The 21,859-nt window shown below is 65.2% G+C and carries 18 protein-coding genes; 16 read left to right on the top strand and 2 right to left on the bottom strand.

All coding sequences use genetic code 11. The features are described from left to right. The first annotated feature begins 10 nt into the window (after positions 1-10). On the top strand, positions 11-2,029 hold the full coding sequence (locus tag M3M55_RS16815; protein WP_249010659.1) for a pyruvate dehydrogenase complex E1 component subunit beta: 2,019 nt from the start codon (positions 11-13) through the stop codon (positions 2,027-2,029). Beyond that, on the top strand, positions 2,022-3,218 hold the full coding sequence (locus tag M3M55_RS16810; protein ID WP_249010658.1) for a dihydrolipoamide acetyltransferase family protein: 1,197 nt from the start codon (positions 2,022-2,024) through the stop codon (positions 3,216-3,218). Before M3M55_RS16815 ends, M3M55_RS16810 begins: the two co-directional genes overlap by 8 nt. Positions 3,219-3,258: 40 nt before the next feature. Here M3M55_RS16810 and M3M55_RS16805 read toward each other — a convergent pair whose 3' ends face one another. Then, entirely contained in the window at positions 3,259-3,981 is a 723-nt protein-coding gene (locus tag M3M55_RS16805) for a glutathione S-transferase family protein (RefSeq protein WP_249010657.1), read from the bottom strand. 297 nt (positions 3,982-4,278) lie between these two features. Here M3M55_RS16805 and M3M55_RS16800 point away from each other — a divergent pair, with 297 nt between their 5' ends. Together M3M55_RS16800 and M3M55_RS16795 are read left to right on the top strand one after the other, a co-directional pair. Beyond that, complete coding sequence (locus M3M55_RS16800) at positions 4,279-4,710, top strand: hypothetical protein (protein WP_249010656.1); 432 nt, start codon at positions 4,279-4,281, stop codon at positions 4,708-4,710. Positions 4,711-4,773: 63 nt separating this feature from the next. Then, positions 4,774-5,511, top strand: coding sequence for an SDR family NAD(P)-dependent oxidoreductase (locus tag M3M55_RS16795; protein WP_249010655.1), 738 nt, complete (start codon positions 4,774-4,776; stop codon positions 5,509-5,511). A 9-nt stretch (positions 5,512-5,520) separates the two neighbouring features. On the opposite strand, the gene M3M55_RS16790 is transcribed toward M3M55_RS16795, so the two are convergent. Further along, positions 5,521-6,237 (bottom strand): SDR family NAD(P)-dependent oxidoreductase, encoded by a 717-nt coding sequence (locus M3M55_RS16790; protein ID WP_249010654.1) that lies wholly within the window; start codon positions 6,235-6,237, stop codon positions 5,521-5,523. 66 nt (positions 6,238-6,303) lie between these two features. Between M3M55_RS16790 and M3M55_RS16785 the strand changes: the two genes are divergently transcribed. From M3M55_RS16785 to M3M55_RS16730, 12 genes are all read left to right on the top strand, one after another. Beyond that, positions 6,304-7,167, top strand: a complete 864-nt coding sequence (locus tag M3M55_RS16785) for an IclR family transcriptional regulator (RefSeq protein WP_249010653.1) — start codon at positions 6,304-6,306, stop codon at positions 7,165-7,167. A gap of 193 nt (positions 7,168-7,360) precedes the next feature. Beyond that, entirely contained in the window at positions 7,361-8,665 is a 1,305-nt protein-coding gene (locus M3M55_RS16780; protein WP_249010637.1) for an IS1380 family transposase, read from the top strand. 339 nt (positions 8,666-9,004) lie between these two features. Next, a complete protein-coding gene (locus M3M55_RS16775; RefSeq protein WP_249010652.1) occupies positions 9,005-11,053 on the top strand; it encodes a hydantoinase/oxoprolinase family protein in 2,049 nt (682 codons plus the stop codon). Then, positions 11,050-12,729: a hydantoinase B/oxoprolinase family protein gene (locus M3M55_RS16770; protein WP_249010651.1), complete on the top strand. Its 1,680-nt coding sequence runs from the start codon at positions 11,050-11,052 to the stop codon at positions 12,727-12,729. The genes M3M55_RS16775 and M3M55_RS16770 overlap by 4 nt, the downstream gene beginning before the upstream one ends. Then, entirely contained in the window at positions 12,726-13,631 is a 906-nt protein-coding gene (locus M3M55_RS16765) for an NAD(P)-dependent oxidoreductase (protein WP_249010650.1), read from the top strand. Before M3M55_RS16770 ends, M3M55_RS16765 begins: the two co-directional genes overlap by 4 nt. After that, on the top strand, positions 13,628-14,794 hold the full coding sequence (locus tag M3M55_RS16760; RefSeq protein WP_249010649.1) for an acyl-CoA dehydrogenase family protein: 1,167 nt from the start codon (positions 13,628-13,630) through the stop codon (positions 14,792-14,794). Before M3M55_RS16765 ends, M3M55_RS16760 begins: the two co-directional genes overlap by 4 nt. After that, positions 14,791-16,530 carry a methylmalonyl-CoA mutase family protein gene (locus tag M3M55_RS16755; protein WP_249010648.1) on the top strand — a complete coding sequence of 580 codons (1,740 nt, stop codon included), beginning with the start codon at positions 14,791-14,793 and terminating at the stop codon, positions 16,528-16,530. Before M3M55_RS16760 ends, M3M55_RS16755 begins: the two co-directional genes overlap by 4 nt. 44 nt (positions 16,531-16,574) lie before the next feature. Then, positions 16,575-17,309, top strand: a complete 735-nt coding sequence (locus M3M55_RS16750) for an enoyl-CoA hydratase/isomerase family protein (RefSeq protein ID WP_249010647.1) — start codon at positions 16,575-16,577, stop codon at positions 17,307-17,309. Beyond that, on the top strand, positions 17,302-17,730 hold the full coding sequence (locus tag M3M55_RS16745) for a cobalamin B12-binding domain-containing protein (protein WP_249010646.1): 429 nt from the start codon (positions 17,302-17,304) through the stop codon (positions 17,728-17,730). The genes M3M55_RS16750 and M3M55_RS16745 overlap by 8 nt, the downstream gene beginning before the upstream one ends. Positions 17,731-17,806: 76 nt before the next feature. Further along, entirely contained in the window at positions 17,807-18,982 is a 1,176-nt protein-coding gene (locus tag M3M55_RS16740; RefSeq protein ID WP_249010645.1) for a CaiB/BaiF CoA-transferase family protein, read from the top strand. Further along, entirely contained in the window at positions 18,979-20,442 is a 1,464-nt protein-coding gene (locus M3M55_RS16735; protein ID WP_249010644.1) for an aldehyde dehydrogenase, read from the top strand. Before M3M55_RS16740 ends, M3M55_RS16735 begins: the two co-directional genes overlap by 4 nt. 10 nt (positions 20,443-20,452) lie before the next feature. After that, positions 20,453-21,859, top strand: coding sequence for an MmgE/PrpD family protein (locus M3M55_RS16730; RefSeq protein WP_256469022.1), 1,407 nt, complete (start codon positions 20,453-20,455; stop codon positions 21,857-21,859).

Raw genomic sequence — 21,859 nt, 5'->3', positions numbered from 1 at the left:
AGGCAGGGACGTGAGCACGCTCAGCAATCCGAACGTCGGCGACAAGGTACGGCTGCTGGACTGGTACCGCCAGATGCAGCTCATCCGCGAGTTTGAGACCGAGACCACGAACCTGTTCGTCAGCGGTTCGATCACGGGCACCGCACACAGTTGCATCGGCCAAGAGGCGGTGGCCGTCGGCACGTGCGCGGCGATGGCGCCCGGCGACTTTCTCGTTGGGAACCACCGCTCCCATGGTCATCTGATCGCGCGCGGCGCGGACATCGGCCGAATGATGGCCGAGATGTTTGGCAAGGAGAACGGATACTGCCGGGGGCTTGGCGGGTCCATGCACATCGCTGCGCCGAGTCTCGGTATCGTCGGCTCCAACGGCATCCTGGCGGCGGGCCTGCCGCATGCGTGCGGAGCGGCGCTAGGGGCCAAGCTGACCGGCAGCAACGCCGTAGCGGTGGCGTTCTTCGGTGACGGCGCAGCAGGTGAAGGGGCCGCGCACGAGGCACTGAACCTGGCGGCCACCTGGAAGCTTCCGGTTGTCTTCGTGTGCGAGAACAACCAGTTCTCGCTCTCGGTTGACTGGCGTTCGACTCGGGCCGTGGAAGACATCGCCACCTGGGGCAGGGGCTACGGCATCCCCGCGGAGATCGTCGACGGCAACGACGTCCAAGCCGTCTCGTCGGCCGCAGCCGAGGCTATTGAGCAGGCCCGCGGGGGGAGCGGTCCGACGCTGCTGGAGATGAAGACCTTCCGGCGGATGCAGCACTCGATGCGCAGCAACCTGCCGGACGTGCGGGATCCGGCGATCGTGGCATTGTGGGAGGCCAACGATCCGATCGAGCGCCTCGGCCGAATGCTGCGCGAGCGGGGAGCGCTCACCGATGAAGTGGACGCCGAGATCTTCTCCGACGTCAAGGCGCTCGTCGCGGCTGCGGTCCAAACGGCGTTCGCCGCCCCCGACACGACGATGGACAGTGTCCGAGCGGCCATGAGCTCGACGGTTCTCCAGCACCCCGCACCGCCGCCCACGGGTGACCGTACGATCGGGTTCAACGACGCGTTGCGGGAGGCGCTCGAGCATGAACTCGAGGCCGACACCCGGACGTTCATCATGGGCGAGGACATCGGACGGGTTGGGGGCCTATACCGCGTCACGGCGGGCTTGTATGAACGCTTTGGTGCGGCTCGAATCCGCGATACGCCGCTGTCGGAGACCGGTTTCCTTGGGGCCGGGGTCGGTGCCGCACTCACCGGCCTGCGGCCAATCGTCGAAATCCAGTTCTCGGACTTTTCCGCCGTCGCGTTCGACCAGATCGTCAACCAGGCCGCAAAGCTCCCGTTCATGGTGGGAGGCGATCAATCGCTCCCGCTCGTCATCCGGATGCCCTCCGGCGGTGGCATGCGTCTCGGCGCTCAGCACTCCCAGAGTCTTGAGGGCGTGTTCGCGCACTTTCCCGGGCTGGTGGTCGTCATGCCCTCGAGCCCGTATGACGCCAAGGGCCTGCTGGCCGCGGCGATCCAGGACGACCGGCCGACGATCTTTCTCGAGCCCAAGGGGCTCTTCGTCCTCCAGCCCGAACCGGTTCCCGTCGAGCGTTACGCGATCGAGCTCGGGAAGTCGCATGTCGTGCGCGGGGGGGACGACGTGACCGTCGTGGCAATCGGCAGCATGGTTCCGGCGGCGGTCCGCGCCGCGCGGGAGCTCGCCCGGGACGGGATCAGCGTCGAGGTGATCGACCCACGCACTCTGGCGCCGCTTGACATCGACTCCATTCTGGAGTCGGTGGCTAAGACCAGCCGAGCTGTTGTCGCACACGAAGCGGTGACCTTCGGGGGCTACGGGGGTGAGGTCGCGGCCCAGATCGGCGAACGGGCCTTCTGGGACCTCGACGCGCCGGTGGTTCGTGTTGGCGCACCGTCAATTCCGATGCCGTACCAGAAGGATCTGGAGCGGGAGGTGCTTCCCGGCTACGACGACATCGTGAACGCGGTCCGATCGGTTGTCGGTAGCGGACCGGCGAACCCCGATGTCTGACTTCATCCTTCCGGCTCTGGCCGAGCACACAACCTCGGCGGTAATCACGGCGTGGTTGCGGAAGGACGGGGATAGCGTCGAGGTCGGAGACGACCTCGTTGAGGTGGAGACCGACAAGGCAGTCAGCGTCCTACAGGCTGACGCGAGCGGAACGCTCGTCACTCTCGTGCAGGAGGGTGAAACGGTCGCTGTGGGCGCCGCGGTCGCGACGATCGGTGTCCGCGGGCCGGCGCCGGCTCTGGTTTCCGATGGTGCGGCCGAGATGGAGTTGCCCGTGCCCCAGGCACGAGGACGGCGGGAAGCAAGTCCTGTCGCCCGGCGCCTCGCAGCATCGTCGGGAATCAACCTCGATACGGTCGAGGGCAGCGGTCCGAGGGGCCGGATCCTCAAACGCGATGTGGACGCCGTGGCATTCGGGGTCGCCCAACGTGGGTCTCCCGCGCGGGTCGAGGATGCTGTGACCAACGCTTCAGCGCTCAAGCGGAGTTCTCCGGCGGACTCAGCGCGAGCGCGTACGGAGCCGATGAGTTGCCGGCGTCAGCTCGTCTCGCGGCGCATGGTCGAGTCGAACACGACCATCCCCGACTTCAGCGTAGAGGCCGAAGTCGACATGACCGCCTGTCGCGCACTGCGAGAGCAGATGCTCACTCTCAATCGCGATCCCGTTCCGTCCTACAACGACATGGTGATCAAGGCCGCGGCACTCGCATTGAGAGCCTTTCCGCGGGCGAACAGCTCGATGGACGGTGATATGGCCATCAGCCTGCATAACAGCGTCAACGTCGCCTTCGCGGTGTCGATCAGCGACGACTTGTTCGCGCCGGTCGTCTTCGACGCTGATCAGAGGTCCCTGGGCGAGATCGCTCGCACCGCGCGTTCGCTCATCGACAGGATCAAGGACGCCACGATCGAGCCCGGTCAGCTATCGGGAGCGACGTTCACCGTCTCGAACCTCGGGATGTTCGGAGTGACGCGCTTCACTGCCGTCGTCACGCCGCCCCAGGCGGCGATTCTCGCGATCGGAGCCGTGCGCGAGGCCCCGATCGTCCGTGACGGCGAGCTCACGGTCGGATCGCTGATGTCAGTCACGCTCTCCAGCGATCATCGAATCCTCTACGGCGCCGAGGCCGCCCGGTTCGTTCAGCACCTTCGCGTAACACTCGAACAACCGGCAGCGCTCCTCCTGTAACGGTCGCCACTGCCTCCGGTCGCCACTGCCTCCGCTCGGTTCAGGGCAGCCAGTCGGCTGGGAGAAACGCCGGCACGCGTGGCCGCTCGTTTCCCATCAGCTCCCCCAGGTGGGCGCAGGGGCGGTTCGCCAACAGGGGACGGAGGTCCTCGAACGAGCGAATCGCCCAGACGATCGAGCCGATCTGAAAGTCGGCGGCGTTGGGCACCTCGTTGCCGATGGTGCCCTCGGCGATCAGCGCGTCGACGTGATCCAACTTGGCGGGCAGGGTGGCCAGATCGCGTCGCACGTTGGCTGCGGTTGCGCGCGGAAGCCAAGCCAGCAGCGCCGCCTGGGGCCAGGCGGCTGCGGCGGCGAGGTGAGGGTAGGGCTGCAGCGCCTTGGGCGCAAAACGGACTCGCATGCCCCCGCGGCGCGGCAGGATCCAGCGCAGCGCATTGCGATTGATGCTCTGTAGCTCCTGATCCGCCCACAGTTCGGCCGCCTCGATGGCACGGCGGGCGGCAGGGTCCCTGCTAAACAGCGGCGGATCGGGGACAAGCTGCTCAAGTCGCCGCGAGATACGGGTGGAGCCCTGGATCTTCTCGCCGTCGATTGTCATCGCCGGAACCGTCGTCGCGGGAAAGCCCATCAGCCGCAGCCGAACGGAGTGGATGCCGGGAACCAGTTCCACTTCGTCGTACTGGAGGCTCTTGAAGTCGAGCATGCGCCGCACCGCCTCGACGGGATGGGAACGCGGCACGAAGTAGAGCGTCAGGTGCATGGGCAACTCGCAACCGTTTGGATCGTCTCAGGCTGGAGGCCAGCAATCATATGAGCGTCCCTCTCCTTCATGTACCCGCGTGCGGACTCCTGGGGTGGACTCGGCGGGCCTTGTGAACACCCCGACCACCCCCTGACCTGAGACTTGTAGCAACGACAACCCGTCGCCGCTCCTCGTCCGACAGCCGGCGTTGTAACAACCGACAGAGGGCTCCGCAGGACCGAGGTCGGTGCCATTGACAGCACTCGGGGGGCTTGGTCAACTGCCGAACATGGGGCGACTACGAAAGGCAGGCGGATGAGCGTGCAGGCGGATTGCATCGTGTGTCAGACAGTTCGTGATGGTCAGCCGGTCGTCTACTCTGATGAGCTGTGGCACGCCGGGATTCTGCCCGGACTCGAGGTGCCCGGGTGGATCACCCTCCAGGCTGCGCGTCATACCGAGCAAGTCACCGGCATGAACGCTGAGGAAGCCGCCACTTTCGGGCCACGGCTGGTCGCCCTCAGTCAAGCGATCAAGACCGTCACACATGCCGAGCGCGTCTATCTCTACGCCTTCGGGGACGGAGCACCCCACTGGCATGTCCTCTTAGCGCCTCGCGCTGCCGACCTTCCCGAGGAGGCCCGGCACGGGCATTACTTCGATGATCGTGAGCGCTATCGCGACCAAGAGCAGGCGGTGTTGGTCGCCTCGGAGATTCGGGATCGGCTCGCCGCGGCGGCGTTGTGAGCGCAGCCGCGAAGCTCGACCCTGAAAGGATCTGTGCATGACATCCACTCACGTCGCACGGACATGACCGACCCGGGGACGATCCTGAGTCTGCCGGGGATGGAGGGTCGCGTCGCTGTGGTCACGGGGGCTCGCCAGGGCATCGGGGCTGAGATCGCCCGGGAACTTCGCCGCCAAGGTGCGCGCGTGGTTGTGTTCGACGTGGCTGCGCCGGACGACGCGGCGATTGAGGGCTGCCGATTCGTGCACTGTGATGTCGGTGATGAAGCCACAGTTGAGCGGGCGTTTGCTGATGTCGAAGCGGTTGAAGGTCTGGTCTCGATTCTGGTTAACAACGCGGGAATCCTGCGGCGAGCCGCGGTGGTTGATCAGAATCTCGCGAGTTGGGATGAGATTCTCCGCGTGAATCTGACCGGCGGGATGCTGTGCAGCCGGCGGGCACTGCCGGCGATGCAACGTGAGCGCTACGGCCGTATCGTGTTCATCGGATCCAGCGCCGGCCAGTCGGGTGGTTACGGGCTCCTCTCGGCCTACGGCGCCTCGAAGGCCGGGGTGATGGGGTTCGCCAAGTGGCTTGCGACCGAAAACGCTGAGTACGGGATCACGTGCAACGTCGTAGCGCCGGCGGCTATCGATACCGAGATGCTCGCCGATGTCACCGGATTCGAGAAGGCGATCCCGGTGGGACGGATGGGAACTCCCGCGGACGTGGCCGCCGCGGTCACGTTCCTGTGTTCGACGGCGGCCGGATACATGACCGGCGAGGTCATGGATGTCAACGGGGGCTATCTCATGGACTGACGGCGCGTGTCACGTCGCAGCGGTCCTGCCGCCGTCGATGAGGAACTCTGCACCGTTGGTGAAGCCGGCCTCGTCAGACAGTAAGTAGGCACACAGGGCGGCGACCTCGTCCGCTTCGCCGAAGCGCCCGGCGAAGTTCTGATCCATCAGGCCGCTGGCCTTCTCCGGGTTGCGCCGCACATATTCCGCGAACATCGGGGTGTTGATCGAGCCGGGCGAGATCGCGTTGCAGCGGACCCCTCGTCGACCGAAATCGACGGCCACGCTGCGGGTGACCCCCAAAAGGCCGTGTTTGGTCGCCACGTAGGAGACGTTGTTCGGAAGCGCATGGCGGGCGGCAACCGAGGTCAGGTTGACGATCGCGGCCGCGCCGCTGTCCAGCAGCGGCGGCAGTGCAGCGCGGATCCACGCCAGCGGTGCGCTGAGGTTGATCGCCAGAACCTCCTCCCAGGCCGCGTCGTCAACGTCGAGCGCGCTCCCGTTGCGCTGGATCGCGGCGCAGTTGACGAGTCCGTCCAGTCCGCCGAGGTCGCTGAGGATCTGTGCGACGGCCGTCTCGGCCGCGCCGCGCGCGGCCACGTCGACGACATAGCCCACACCGTCGAGGGAGGCCGCGTACTCCGGCACGACCGGGTCCCGGTCGACCAGCGCCACACGGCCCCCCTCGGAGGCGAGCCTCCGGGCGATCGCCGCACCGATTCCGCTGGCGGCGCCCGTGATCAGCACGCGTTTACCGATGAGACGAGTCGTGGTCCGATCTGTCCCGGTCATGATGTGCGTCTCCCTCAGCTGGTGTCTGTCTCGTCACCCTGGGCGATCGAGCCGGAGGCGATTATCCCGAACCACCGAAAGGCAGGCCTGGCGCGGGCTGGTCTCTGTGTTCAAGAGCTTATGCTCGGCCAAGTCACGATGAACAACGACCGAATACAAGTCATCGAGAGGGCGATCGACATCATCGACTTTCTCGCGTCTGGGCCTCGGACGCTGACTGAGGTCGTCCAGCGGACCGCGTTGCCCAAGGGCACTGTGTTCCGGATCCTGCAGAACCTCTCCTACCGTGGGCTGGTCATCAAAGATCCGGTCGACAATCGCTACCTGCTGGGACCGGGGCTCTGGCGATTCGGCCAGAACGCCGTCGACGAGGTCGGAATGATGTCCGCGCTGGCTGGACCGATCCTGGGGCAGTTGCGCGAATTCACCGAGGAAACCATCACGCTCAACATCCGGATGGGTCTTGATCGGGTGTGCATCGTCGAGCATCAGTCGCCGCTGCCCCTGCTCTACAAGACCGGCATCGGATCGAGGATCCGACTGCAGGTTGGCGCCTCCGGAAAGACCCTGCTGGCCTTCACTCCTGAGCCCCAGCGGGAAAAACTCGTTCGAGCTCTCTGCACGGGTGAGACGCCCGCGGCCGACGGGACCGCTTTGCGCCGCGCCCTCGATGAAATCCATAAATGCGGGTGGGCCGTCAGCGCGGGCGAGAGACTTGCCGGAGCAGCCGGAATCGCCGTGCCTGTTCAGGTTCCGGAACATCAGGTGATGGCTCTGAGCGTGCTCGGTCCAGAGTCTCGGATGACGGAGTCGGTTCGACTCGGGCTCGTTGCGCCGATGCAAGACGTTGCTGGCCTGGTAGCCCAGCGACTGAGCAGTATCTGACCGGCCCCCAGCACCGCTTGACGACACCTCGCCCCCGGTTCTACGGTCGAAAGGCAGGCTGGACCCTGCCTAAGCCCTGATCCACTGATTCTGTGGGGTGGTTCTGTCCGGGGTCGTGTGAAGAATGACCTCCTGAGCAGGTTAAAAGCGACCGATTCCGGCGGTCGCGGCCTGCGATCAGGAGGTCACCTTCATGGTGAACGATGCCACGACGGTCGGACTGGACGGCGTCCAGGTCGTTTTTGATGATGAGCGGGCGGTGTCTGACGCCGGGATCGCGCTGGTCAGCACGCTCACGCGGCGCCTTGGGGTCGAGTCACTCGCCGGCCGGCTGATCTCTCTGCGGTCTGACCGTCCGGGGGCGGCGAACGCGGGCCGCAAGGTCATGGCGGTCCTGTTCGCGATGGTCCTCGGCGCGGACTGCATCGATGATTGTCAGGTGCTGCGGGCGGGCCGGACCGGACGGCTGCTCGGCGGGTGGATGCCGGCGCCCTCGACGCTGGGCACGTTCCTGCGCGCGTTCACCTTCGGGCATGTTCGCCAGCTCGACAAGCTGCTCGGCGACACGCTGGCGCGTGCGTGGCGGGCCGGCGCGGGCCCCGGCCACGCCCGGCTGGTGATCGACATCGACAGCTTCGTCGGGGAGGTGTGCGGCCCACTGAAACAGGGAGCGGGATACGGGTACACCAAGCTGTTTGGATATCACCCGCTGCTGGCGACCCGGGCCGATACCCGCGAGGCGCTGCACATCCGACTGCGCAAGGGATCAGCGAACACGCAAAAGGGTGTCAAACGGTTCTGTGAGGAACTGATCGCCCGCGTCGAACGCGCCGGTGCGACCGGGCAAAAGCTCGTGCGCGCAGACTCGGGGTTCTGGAACATGAAGGTGTTCGAGCTGCTGGAGGCCAAGGGCTGGCAGTACTCCATCGGGGTGCGCAACATCAAGGCTGTGACCACAGCGATCCATGGGATCGCAGATGGTGACTGGCAGTCGATTGAGTACCCCGACGGCGGTGAAGCCCAGATCGCCGAGACTCTCTACAACAACCGGCGTCTCATCGTGCGCCGCACCCGCCTGACTGACCCTGAGCAGCTCATGCTCTGGCCGGACTGGCGACACTTCTGCTTCATCACCAACCGCACCGACGCGCTCGCCCTGGTCGAGGCCGAACACCGTGACCACGCCGTCGTGGAGCAGGTCATCGCCGACCTCAAAGACCAGGCTCTTCAGCACTTTCCCTCCGGTCACTTCTACGCGAACGCCGCCTGGACCGTGCTCGCCGCACTCGCGCACAACCTGCTCAGATGGACCCAGATCATCGGGCTGCCCAACAGCACCATCCGCGCCGCCCGCACCCTGCGGCGCCGACTGATCCAGATCACCGGACGGCTGACCCGACACGCACGCGGCTGGACCCTGCACCTCCCCGCCCGCTGGCCCTGGCACGGCGACTACCTCGCCGCACTCGCACGGATACGCGCACTCCCAGCCGCCTGACCGGCCGACCGGCCGGTCCCGGCCTCACTGAACTCCCGCCGACCTTCCGCTCACCCCGGGCGCGATCACCGCCGCCCCAAACCGACCCCGAAAACCGCTTTGGACCCGATAGCCGAGAGACCTGGCACCCCGTTCAACCCCGCCAGCACCTCCCATCAAGCAAGAACCGGCCCAGCGACCGCAAAAAAGAACTCTGACCCAGCCCATCGGTGGATCAGGGCTAAATCAGCGCATCCGCACTTGACCGCCCAGCAGTTGTACTGTATGGTGGTACGATCGTACCGGATCGTGGTTCGGAGAGAGGGTCGAGGACGTGAGAATCCACAGGGTCGTCCATCCATGACGCTGGCCATTGGAGTCGATGTCGGTGGCACGTTTACGGACATCATCTCGATCAACGACGCGGGCGAGGTCAGGACGAGCAAGGTCCCGACGAGCGTGGCCGATCAATCAGCCGCATTCATGGCAGGCCTCTCGTCACTCGGATATGACGACCTGTCGACCGTCGACCTCATTTCACACGGCACCACGGTCGGGACAAACGCGGTTCTCGAGCGCAAAGGCGCCGTTTGCGGTTTGATCACCACACGGGGCTTTCGGGATACCATGGAGATCGGACCCCGAACTCGGCCCCACAACTACGGCCTGACCGGGGAGTACGTTCCGCTCATCCCGCGCCATCTCCGCGTTGAGGTTGATGAACGTGTGAATGCGGCGGGGGAAGTCGTGATCCCGCTTGATGAGGACGGCGTACGCGACGCGGCGAGACATCTGCTGAGGCTCGGAGCCGAATCCGTCCTGGTCATGTTTTTGCACTGCTACGCGAACCCGGTGCACGAACGCCGCGCGGCTGCGGTGATACGTGAGCTCTGGCCGACCGACTATGTGACCGCCTCTCACGAGATCCTCGCGGAACATCGAGAGTTCGAGCGGCTCAGCACGGCGGCGGTGAGCTCATACGTGCAGCCCGCGATCGACAAATACTTCTCCCACCTGGTCGCGCGGTTGGCTGCCGCCGGATATCAGAAAGAGCTTCTGATCATGAGATCAAACGGTGGAGTGACCACCGAGCGGATCGCGTCACGAGCTCCGGTTCAGACCGTCCTGAGCGGACCAGCCGCTGGGGTGACGGCCGCTGCGCGGATCTGCTCGGAGACCGGGCACATGCGATGTGTCACCGCCGACGTCGGTGGCACGAGCTTCGACGTCGCCCTGATCGTCGATGGTGAGGCGATCACGACATCGCGTCACGAGCTGGCCTACAACGTGCCGGTCCAGCTTCCGATGATCGATATTCACACGATCGGCGCCGGTGGAGGCAGCATCGCCCGGATCTCCAGCCAGGGCCTCCTGCAGGTCGGCCCCGAGAGTGCCGGTGCGACGCCCGGGCCAGTCTGTTACGGCCGTGGCGGAGACCGGGCGACGCTCACCGACGCAAATCTCCTGTTGGGCCGACTGAATCCGGAACACCTCATCGGCATGTCCGGAGCCGTTGACGTGGAGTTGGTGGAGGCCGCCATGCAACGCGACGTCGGACAGCATCTGGGTCTCGACGCCGTTCAGTCGGCGCAAGCCATCATTCGCGTGGCCAACGACCTGATGGCGGGCGCTGTGCGCTCTGTGCTTCTGTCCCGCGGACACGATCCGCGAGATTTCGGGTACTTCGCCTTTGGCGGCGGGGGAGCGCTCAACGCAGTTGAGATCGCCCGCGAACTGGCGATTCCGACCGTCATCGTTCCCTACCGGCTGGGCATCACCTCTGCGCTCGGGACGCTGGTGGCCCAGTCGCGCTACGACTACGTGCAGACCGTCAACCGTCTTACAGCCGCGGTTGAGGTGCAAGAGGTCACGGCGATCGCCGAACGGCTATCGGTCGAAGGACTGGCTCTGCTCCACGACCAGGGAATCGAGCCGGAGAAGATCCGTGTTCGGCGCGTGCTGGACATGCAGTACGACGGCCAGACCCACGTCGTCGAGGTGCCATTCCTCGACGGAGATGATTGGGAGGCCCTGGAGACTCGATTTGAGGAGTTGCACGAGGCCTCCTTCGCCTTCGCGGCTCCGGGCGCGATCGCCAGAAAGCTCGTGAACGTGAGGTGTGCCGTCATCGGCGAAGGACAGCCGGTGGACTTGGAATTGATCCCCCGTGCCGGCCGCCCCGCGGCAGATCTTCAGGGCGCTGTCACAGGAACCCGGCAGGTGGCCTTCGGTGAGAGCTGGCTCGACGCGACGATCCTGAGGCGAGAGCTGATCCCGATCGGGGCGCGGTTCGGCGGACCCGCGGTGGTGGAGCAGGATGACGGGACAACGGTGATCGACGCTGGCTGTGCCATCGAGGTAGACCGGCTCGGCAACTTGGTGATCGATGTGACCGGAGGTGGGGCGTGATCGACACGACGACACTGACGGTGATTACCAACGGCTTGCAGCAGGTCTGCAATGAGATGGACATCACGATTGAGCGGACATCGCTCTGCCCGATCGTCTCGGAGTCTCGTGACCGGTCCAGTGGGATCTATGATGTCGACGGCGAGCTGATCTCCCAGGGAGAGACCGGGTTGCCGCTGTTCGTCGGCTCGATGCAGTTCGCCGTTGAGGCAGCGCTGGCCGACATCGACGAATGGCACGAGGGTGACGTCGTGATGATCAACGACCCCTACACCTCGGGCACCCACCTCATGGACATGAAGCTCGTGAAGCCGATCTTCGTCGATGGTCGCCTGTTCTGCTTCCTGGCCGACACCGCGCACTGGACCGACATCGGCGGAATGGTTCCAGGCGGGTTCGCCCCCACCGCCACCGAGGTATTCCAGGAAGGCATCAGGGTACCTCCGATCAAGCTGTATGAGCGGGGAGTTCTGCAGCCTGGCGTGCGCCGGCTGTTGATGGCGAACATCCGCATTCCGCACGAGCGTGAGGCCGACCTACGTGCGCAGTTGAGCGCCATGGCGGTGGGGGAGACACGCCTGCGAGCGATCCTTGCCCGTTACGGCGCCGGCACGGTGCGTGAAGCCATTAATCAGCTTGCTGATCGCTCAGAGGCGCAGATGCGGGCGATGATCGCGACGGTCCCCGATGGCACCTATAGCCATGTCGAACATCTCGACAGTGACGGTGTGAACCAGGAGCCCTTGACGTGTGCGATCACGATCACCGTGGCCGGCGAACTCATGACGTTCGACTTCGCGGGGAGCTCTCCCCCGGTGCGCGGCCCGTTGAATACCTCTTACGCTGCCGCGGCATCGGCGGTCTACCTCTACATGAAGCACATCTTCCCCGAGGTGCCCAACAACGGAGGTTGCTTCCGGCCGCTGGAAGTCAAGCGTGCCCTGGGCACTTTCCTCGACGCCGCGTATCCCCGGGCGGTGAGCGGCTGCGCTTCTGAGGTAACTGTCCGGATCGGCGATGCGGTGTTTGGGGCATTGCAACCAATCCTGCCGGGGCGGATCGGAGCCGGGGCGTACGGCACGATTTGCAACTTTACGATCTCCGGTTACGACGAACGCCGTGACCGGCCGTTCATCATGTTCTGCTTTACGGGCGGCGGCTACGGAGGCCACGAGCACGGTGACGGGCTGACGAATGCTCCGCCCCCCATCAGCATTGCCCGCTCCTCACCTGTCGAGGTGCTGGAGAGCCAGAACCCGGTGCTGTTCGAGCGTTATGCACTTCGCGAGGACTCGGCCGGCCTGGGCCGGCACCGGGGCGGATTTGGCGTGGATCTCAGTGTCCGGATGCTCGCCGATGAAGCGACGTCCACCGTTCTGGCTGATCGCGGCCGCTTCGCTCCCCGGGGCGTGATGGGTGGCCACGATGCGGCAATGACCGAGATCGAGTGGGAGCTCGAGGGCCAAGCTTTTATTCCGCCACACACCACCAAATGCACTGGAGTAGTGATGAAGAGAGGCGATCGCCTAGAGGTTCGTTCACCCGGCGGCGGCGGCTACGGCGACCCGTGCGACCGTGATCCCGAGGCTGTAGATCGCGACAGGGTCGAGGGCTACTTCCCTGGGCGAAGCCCTGGCGGACCGGATCTGGCGAAGTTGAGCGAGGTCACACGATGATCGTGCTGGTCTCCGGTGGTGCCGGATTTATCGGGCGCAGCACCTGCAAGGCCCTGGCCGAGCTGGGACATGAGCCGGTCGCCTTCGATCGCTTCATTCCGGACAGCTTCGCCGGAGCGGCGATCCAAGGCGACATCAGCAACAAGCAGGCGGTACGGAAAGCGATCGATGAGGTCAAGCCAGACGCGGTGATCCATCTGGCGGCTCTGCTCGCCTCCGACACCCTCGCCGACCTGAACGCCGGCCTCGAGATCAACGTGGTCGGGATGCAGAACGTCCTAGACGCGGCAGCGCAGGCGGGGGTCCGGCGGTTTGTCTATGCGAGCTCGATAGCGGTGTACGGAGACCAGCCTCAATGGGGCGAACACGCCGTCACCGAGGAGGACCACGGCCAGCCGTTCTTCCTCTACGGCTACCACAAGCAATTAAACGAGGCCACGGCTGCCGCCTACCAGGCGACACTGGGGATCCGCTGCGTGGGCCTGCGGATTTCAACCGTGTGGGGGCCCGGTCGCAAGACAGGGTTCTCCGCACCGGTCAACGCGATGCTCGAGACGGCGTTGACCGGGCACGCCACATGCCCGTTCGGACCCAACGCCGACTCGTGCATGATCAACGTCGACGACGTCGGCGTGGAGTTTGCCACCCTGGCGACCGCGCCAGCGCCTCAGTACGACGTGTACAACGCCGGCGGCGAGTTCTCCACCATCGGGCAGTTGGCGGACGTCATTCGGTCAGTCCACCCCGACGTCGAAATCGAGCTGGGTCCAGAGGACCAACGTATCCCTCACGTTTCGCTCATCGATTTCTCGCGCATCCGGGACGAGTTCGGCATCGAGCCTCGCAGCTTTCTTGGCTGGGCAAGGGACGCACTCGTGTCCCAGCAGCAGGTCGCGAGATGAGCACCGCGGTTCTCGACAGTCGAGAGCGCGCGGTTCTGATTGAGAGCGCGCGCGACTTTGCCCGCAAGGAAGTCGCGCCACAGGTGGGCACGTATGATCGCGAGGAGCGGCTCCCGGCCGACCTGATCAGAGCGACGGCGGGTCCCGGATGGCTCGGGGCGGCGGTCCCGGAGCAATATGGGGGTTCGGGTCTGGACTGGGTCTCCTTCGCGAGCCTGATCGAGGAGTTGTCGCGCGTCTGTCACATCATCGGGCTCGCGGTGTCGATGCCGAGCGGGCTCGTGGGAGGCGGGATTCTCCGGTATGGCAGCGAGGCGCAGAAGCAGACCTACATCCGGCCGCTCGTCGCCGGTGAGACATTCGCCGGGGCTGGCGTCACCGAACCTGGCAGCGGCACTGCGGTGGCTGATATGACCACAACCTGCCGCCATATCGACGGGGGATACGTGATTAGGGGGGCCAAGGCATGGATCAGCATGCTCGAACACGCCGCCTGGTTCCTCACGTTCGCGCGGCTCGAAGGGACCACTGGACGCCAGGGGGTCTGCGCGTTTGTTGTGGAGGCCGATAGTGATGGCCTGGGCCGGGTGCCCTACAAGAACAAGCTCGGCTTCCGCCCTCTGTCAACCGGCGACCTGGTGCTCGATGACGTGTTCGTTCCGGCGGCCAACCGCGTCGGGGAGGAGGGGCAGGGCTACGCGGTGGCGATGGCCGCCGTGGAGACTGGCCGGCTGTCGGTCGCGGCCCGCGCACTCGGACTCGCCCAGGCGAGCCTCGATGCGTCAGTCAAATACGCCACCGAACGCACGGTGATGGGTCAGCAGATCGGCCGCTACCAACTGGTTCAGGGCAAGATCACCGAGATGGTCACGGGAGTGGAGTCCGCACGCCACCTGATCGCGGATCTCGCGGCTGATAAGGATGCCGGCATTGAGCGTCCGCGACGCAGGGCCAGCCTTGCCAAGATGCATGCCTCCAACGTCGCCATGGCCGCTGCGACCAGCGCCGTGCAGATCCACGGAGCCTATGGAATCTCTGAGGATTATCCGGTCGCCCGGTACTTTCGCGACGCGAAGGTCTTCCAGATCGTTGAAGGGAACAACGAATTGCATACCGCCATGATCGCCGAGTACGCGCTCGGATATCGGGAGCAAGACCGGTGAGCACCACCAGCAGCACAAGCAGCACGTCCGACTTGTGCGTCCGCGTGGAGCGGTGGCGCACAGACACCCTGGAGCCGTCCGTCAAGCGCATGGGAGTACAGCCGCACGAGGTGACCGCGGAGCCAAATTCCCCTCTCGGCCTCGAGGATTTCGATTTTCTCCGTGACGTCGGCCTGCCGGGGGAGTACCCGTTCACCAGTTGGCTGTACCCCACACCGGCACAGGTGCTCGGCGGAGAGACAATGCACCGCCACCGGGCCGGCCGGTACTCGGGATTCGGCGCCTCCGTGGACTGCCGTGACTACTACCGCAGCATGCGCGACCAGGGGATGCGGATTGGCGGGGCGAACATCGCCTCCGATCTGCCGTCCCAACTCGGGTGGGACTCTGACGACCCGCGTGCCGCAGGTGAGGTCGGCCAGGTTGGGGTCGCGATCGATTCGCTACGTGATTTCGAGATCATTTACGAGTCGTTCACGGGCGACCACGGTTTGGATAAGGTCGCGTCCAACTGGACGATCAACGCGCCGGCGAGCGTCTACATCGCGTTCTACTGCGCGCTTGCGGCAAAGCGGGGAGTGAGCACCCAGGCGCTCCGCTGCACGCCCCAGAACGACATTCTCAAAGAATTTGTCGCCCGCGGGCTCTACATCTTTCCGGTGCGTGAGTCACTGCGATTGGTCCGGGACACCATCGTGTTCATGGACGAGTACATGCCGCGGGCCAACAGCATCAGCATCTGCGCCGAGCACATGCGTTACGCCGGAGCGAGCACCGAACAGTCCCTCGCCTTCGGCTTCTGCAACGCGCGTGAGTACGTTCAGCTCGGGATCGAGGCCGGGCTGGATGTCGATCGCTTCGTCCAGCGCTTCACGTTTCGCGGCTTCGGCGACTCGTCGCTCGCCTTCCTCCCGGGAGTTGCTGCCCCCCGTGCGGCGCGACGCATCTGGGCACGCATCATGCGGGAGGAGTTCGGTGCGAAGCTGGATCGGACCTGTCTGCTGCGGGGAGGCGAGCACGCCTGGGGAAACGCATATACGAAGATGACCGCCCACCGGTACATCAACAACATCGTGCGAGCCACGATTGAAGCGATGATCCAGGCAACGGCTTCAGGTGAGGTGACCGGGGGTCTGTCGCCGTTCGACGAGCCGCTCGGTCTCGGCCACAGCATCGAGGCCCAGCAGGTCAGCCGCGATATCAAGCGGATCATCTTTCACGAGGCCAAGCTGGGACGGACGCTCGACCCGCTGGGTGGTTCCTACGCGGTTGAGAAGCTGACGCGCGAGATCGAAGAACGGACCCTGGCCGAGATGGAGACGGTTGCCAAAGGCGGCGGTGCTATCTGGGGCGTCGAGAGCGGACACTATCGCGCCGCCATCGCGCAATCCGCGTGGGAGCATCAGAGCGAGTTGGAAAATGGACAAGAAGTCTGGGTTGGTGTCAACGGCTACACGTCTGACCAGGAGATCGACGTGGAAGTCAATCGCACGCCCGAGTACGACCCGGCGCTCTTGGCCACAGCCGAGGAACGCCAGAAAGCCGAGTTGATGGCGCTCCGGCGCGAGCGCGACGACCGTCTGGTGGCCGCAACTCTGACCGCTCTGAAACAGGCGGCCCGGGATCCGGGCGCGAACCTGATCCCGCCGATGATCGAGTGTGCCTTGGCCTACGCGACCATCGGCCAGATCTGTCACGTCCTGCGGGAGCAGTTCGGTGAGGCCATGTACTCATGAGCACCCAGACTGCGGACATGCTGTTCACACGTCGTGCGCGTGAGGTGCTGACCGTCACCCTGAATCGGCCGGCGGTGCACAACGCGCTGCATCCTGAGCAGCTCGGACAGCTGCTTGAGATTGTCCGTGCCGCCTCGGCCGACCCCACGCTCAGGCTCCTGGCCGTCACGGGGGCTGGAACGAAGGCCTTCAGCGCAGGGTTCGACATCCGGGCGCTTCAGATCGCAAAGTCCGAGACGCCGCCTCCGTCCCAGATCCTCTTTGCCGTCACAGCTGCGCTTATCGCATGCCCGGTTCCCACGCTTGCCTTGGTGCGCGGATACTGCGCCGGGGCCGGACTCGACCTTGCCATGTCCTGCGATCACCGCATCGCCACCGCCGATGCGACGTTCTGGCTGCCCGCAGCGAACTTGGGCACCGTCTACGAGCCACGCTCGCTGGAGCGGTTTCAGGCGATCCTCGGCCCGTCGGTGGCGAAGCGACTCTTCATGTGCGGCCACCGTCTTGAGGCATCTGAGGCGCTGCGAGTCGGCCTGATCGATCAGCTGGTCGAGGCGGCCTCGGTGGACGATCGAGTTGACAACTGGGTTGCCGCCAGCCCAGCGCTCGCGCGCTCGCACAAGCACATCCTCGATGAGTTCGCCAAGCCAGCTGACCGGTCGGAGCAGTTCTGGGCGCCCTTGGATCGGCTGCGCCTGGAATCGACGCGGTCTGCGGAGCGGGCACGAGCGCTCACAGATTTCGTCACCACGAGCGACAAGGAGCATGGCGATGCATGACGGCCTCAGCGGCCCTCGCGGCCGGGTGATCCTCGCCAAGGCAGGACTCGACGCCCACGAGCGCGGGGTTCACGTGGTCGCGCACGGACTCCGCAATGCCGGATTCGAAGTCATCTACCTCGGTCTGCGCAGGACGCCTGAGCAGGTGGTTGCCGCCGCACTGCAGGAGGACGCTGACGTCATCGGTCTGAGCAGCCTGGCCGGTGGGCACCGTCATTTCTCCAAGGCGATCCTTGACCTGCTCGAGCCGGTTGACACGCCGCCGCTCGTTGTCGTGGGCGGGCTCATACCGCCCGATGACGAACAGGAGATGCTCCAGGCGGGTGTTGCCCTGGTGTTCAACGTCGAGTCCCCGGTCAGCGGAATCGTTGTGGCCCTCAAGGAGGCCGTATCCGAGCGGAGGAGGCTGTTGCATGCTTGACGAAAGCACAGACGCAAGGAGGGAGACGGGCGAGAGTCCAGGCTCCGGTAGGTCTCGCGGAGGGCCGTTGGCGGGCGTGACCGTGCTCGACCTGTCATGGCACTTGGCCGGCCCCTACTGCACGATGTTGCTGGCCGACCTGGGCGCCGACGTCATCAAGATCGAAGCTCCTGGCTCCAACGCCGGGTACGACCCGGGCGGAATGGTCCGCCACTACTACAAGGGTCAGGACGCCCATTACCTGGCGCTGAATCGCAACAAGCGGAGCATGACCCTGAACCTGAAGTCCGATGTCGGGCGAGAGCTGTTCCTGGGGCTGGTGGCCAAGGCTGACGTCTGCTTCAACAACTTCCGTCCCGGTGTCATGGATCGTCTCGGTCTGGACTACGAGGCTCTGAAGGCGGTCAATCCGAACCTGATCTACGCCCAGCTCAGTGCGTTCGGGCAGACCGGCCCGTACCGCGATCGGCCGGGGGTCGACCTCATCGCCCAGGCGCTGTCGGGCGGCATGAGCATGACCGGGCATCCGGGGCAGCCGCCCGCCCGCATGGGTCTTCCGGTGGCCGATCTCGCGGGTGGGATGTGGATGGTCATTGCGATCATGGCGGCGCTGCGAGACCGAGAGCAGGACGGGCCACCGTCTGCGGCCATCGATATCGGCCTCCTCGATGGACAGATCGCGATGGTCCCGTACTTCTCGGCGTACTACTTCCTCGACGGCGCCATACCCGGGCCGCAGGGGTCGGGCGGACACAGTCCGTCCTATGCCGCGTACAAGTGCGCTGATGACGCCTACATCGTGATCGCGGTGTACGACCAGAAGAGCTGGGGTCGCCTGGTCGAGGTGATGAACCAGCCTAAGTGGCTGACCGACGAGCGCTTCAGTGAGCCCAGGTTGAGGGCCGCCCACCAGTCCGAGCTGATGGAGCTGATCGCCGCCGTCTTCCTGGAGCGCACCAGTGGGGAGTGGTTGACCGATCTGATGGCGTCTGACCTACTCTGTGCCCCGGTCAACCGGCTTGACGAAGCGCTGGCCGACCCCCAGGTTCAGGCGCGCGGGATGACCGTCGAGATCGAAAACAAGCTGGGCGGAACGCTGAAGTTCGTCGGTAACCCAATCCGCATGACCAGCCACGAGTGGGAGTACCGCAGCGCCCCGATCATCGGCGGCGATGCGGGCGAGGTCCTCGGCGAGCTACTCAACGTCAGCCCCGAGAAACTCGACGAGCTGAAGAAGGATGGTGTGGTGTGAAGCGCTTCTCGCTGTACATCGGCGGCGAATTCGTCGACGGAAACGGACCCACGATCGCCAGCGAGAATCCGTACTCGCGCCGGACCTGGGCGGAGTTCAACTCCGCCGACACCGGCCAGGTCGACGCCGCAGTGAACGCGGCGCAGGCTGCGTCATCGCAATGGCGCAGATCCAGCGGGGTCACTCGCGCCGCACTCATGTTTCGGCTGGCCGAGCTGCTTGAGCGGGATGCCGACGAACTCGCGGAGATCGAAACCCTCGACAACGGAAAGATCATCCGGGAGACGCGGAATCAGATCCGCTTCGCCGCACGCAACTACCGCTACTACGCCGGGCTCGCGGACAAGATGTACGGGGAGACCAAACAGCTCGACAACGTCGACATGCTCAATTACACGGTGCGTGAGCCGCACGGCGCGGTCGCTCTCCTCACCGCATGGAACTCTCCCATCTCGTTGCTGTCGAACAAGCTGCCGCCGGCGCTGGCGTGTGGCAACACAGCCGTCATCAAACCTTCGGAGTTCGCCTCGGTGAGCACCTTGGCGATGGCACAGCTCGTTGCTGAGGCGGGCTTTCCGGCTGGCGTGATCAACGTATTGGCGGGGACTGCCGACGTCGGCAGGGCACTGGTCAGCCATCCGAAGATCAACATGGTCAGCTTCACGGGGAGCGTGGGCGTCGGGCGGGCGATCGCCCATGCTGCGGCCGAGTCGCTGATCCCGGTCGCCCTCGAGCTCGGCGGGAAATCGGCGAACGTCATCTTCGCCGATGCGGTGATTGAGAACGCCGTGTCCGGCGCCGTTGCGGGCATCTTCGCAGCTGCCGGGCAGACGTGTGTCGCGGGCTCTCGGCTGCTCGTCGACGAGCGCGTCTACGACGAGGTCACAGAGGGTGTGTTGAACCGGGCGTCTGTGATCAAGCTCGGTGACCCGCTGGACGAAGCCACGGAGATGGGGCCGATTGCCACCGTGCCGCAATACGAGCGCATTCGCCAAGCCATCAGTGATGCTGTGTCAGAAGGAGCGACCCTGGCATTGGGTGGAGCTGAGGCCAACGTCGACGGCGAGCCTCTGTTCGTCCCGCCGACCGTGCTCACGGGCGTGAGCTCGGAGATGCGGGTTGCCCAGGAGGAGATCTTCGGACCGGTCCTCAGTATTCAGAGCTTCACGACTGAGGCGGAGGCGGTCGAGATCGCCAACGCAACCCCGTTTGGTTTGGCCGGAGGGGTCTGGACCTCCGACCTGAGCCGCGCACATCGCGTCTCACGTGAGCTCGCCTGCGGAATGGTCTGGGTGAACACCTACCGGGCAACTGCAACGCAGGCGCCGTTCGGTGGGTTCGGACATAGCGGTTATGGGCGCGAACGCGGCACCGAGGCCATCGAGAGCTACACCCGGATCAAGAACACCATGATCGACACCTCGGGGGCGGCTCGTGACCCGTTCCTGCTGAAGACGTGAGGTCGCCAGTATGAGCATCGCTCCGCCCCATACCCACACTCCGACCGAGATCCTCGCCCAACATGTGTTGAGCGGGATTCACGCCGACCAGCTCTCCGACGAGACGGTTCAGCGAGCCGGCTCTGTGCTGCTTGACGCGATCGCCAACGGCCTGTTCGGTGCCACTCAGGACGCCGTGCAGATGATCGACTCCGAGGTGAGAGCCCGGTATCGGCGCGGGTCTGCGATCAGCTGGGCGTCGGGCGCGGATGTGCATCCGGCCGGGGCCGCGAACATCAATGCGGCGGGTGCGCACGGTTTTGAATTCGACGACTACCTCCCCGCGGGCAAAACCCATGTGGGGGCGGTGATCGCGCCCGTCATCTTGGCCCTCGCCGATGACAAGATGACCGGTCACGAGCTCCTTGAGACCTTGGTCGCAGCCTACGACGTCATGGGGAGGGTGAGCATCGCCGCCGGCGGTAGCTCGGTACGGTCGCGGGGCTGGCATATCACGGGTCTCGTCGGTCCGTTTGGAGCGACAGCGGCCGCCGGCCGGTTACTTCGGTTGGACGCCGAGCAACTTGCCCGTGCCTTCGGGGTGGCCGCGTCGACGGCCGCGGGCACGTTCTCCTTCAGCGCTGAGGGGGCGATGACAAAATGCTTCCACGCTGGCCGGGCCGCTGAGGCCGGGATTCTCGCGGCTAGCCTGGGCAAGCGCGGCTTCAAAGGCCCGCTGCTCTCGCTTGACGCCGCAGACGGCGGTCTGCTTAGCGCGATCTCTGACGCTCCGCGGTTTGGCGAGCTAACCCGGGATCTTGGCCACCGGTTTGATCTTGACTCGGTCGCGATCAAGCCATACCCATGCTGTGGGAGCGCCCATTCGTCGATCGACGCGCTCCTTGCGCTGCGTGAGAGGCACGGTCTCGAACCTCATGCGGTGACCCAGATCAACGTGGCGAACGCCGAAAGCGTGCTACTTCAGTGCGGTTATGAATACAGCGGCAACGGCGGCCGGGTTGAGGCGCAGATGAGCCTTCAGTTCTGCCTTGCCGCGGCGCTTGCCGACGGAGATGTCACCGTGCAGCATTTCCTCGGCAAGCGGCCGGCCGATCCAGATTTGCTGAGCATTGCCGGTCTGGTCACCTTTGAGCATGACGCTGTGATGGATCGGATCTATCCCGCCCACTTCCCCACCCGAGTCACGGTGAGCACTGAAGGCGGGGAGACGTTCCAAGCGGAGGTGGAGGACCCGAAGGGCAGCCGAGCCTGTCCGATGACTCGGGCGGACGTCGAACGCAAAGCCGCGACGTTGCTCGAACATCTCGTCGATCCCGAGCTCTCCACGCAGCTGACCACCTTGACCCGGGATCTGCGCGATCTGCCGAACGTCGGGCAGCTCAAGCGTGTGATTGAGCACGCCGTCACTGCCCGCTGA

Origin of the sequence: Conexibacter sp. DBS9H8 (assembly GCF_023330685.1) — a bacterium.
Classification (GTDB): Bacteria; Actinomycetota; Thermoleophilia; order Solirubrobacterales; family Solirubrobacteraceae; genus Palsa-465.
The sequence above is the reverse complement of the archived record's forward strand: the minus strand, read 5'-3'. Positions and strand labels throughout refer to the sequence as shown.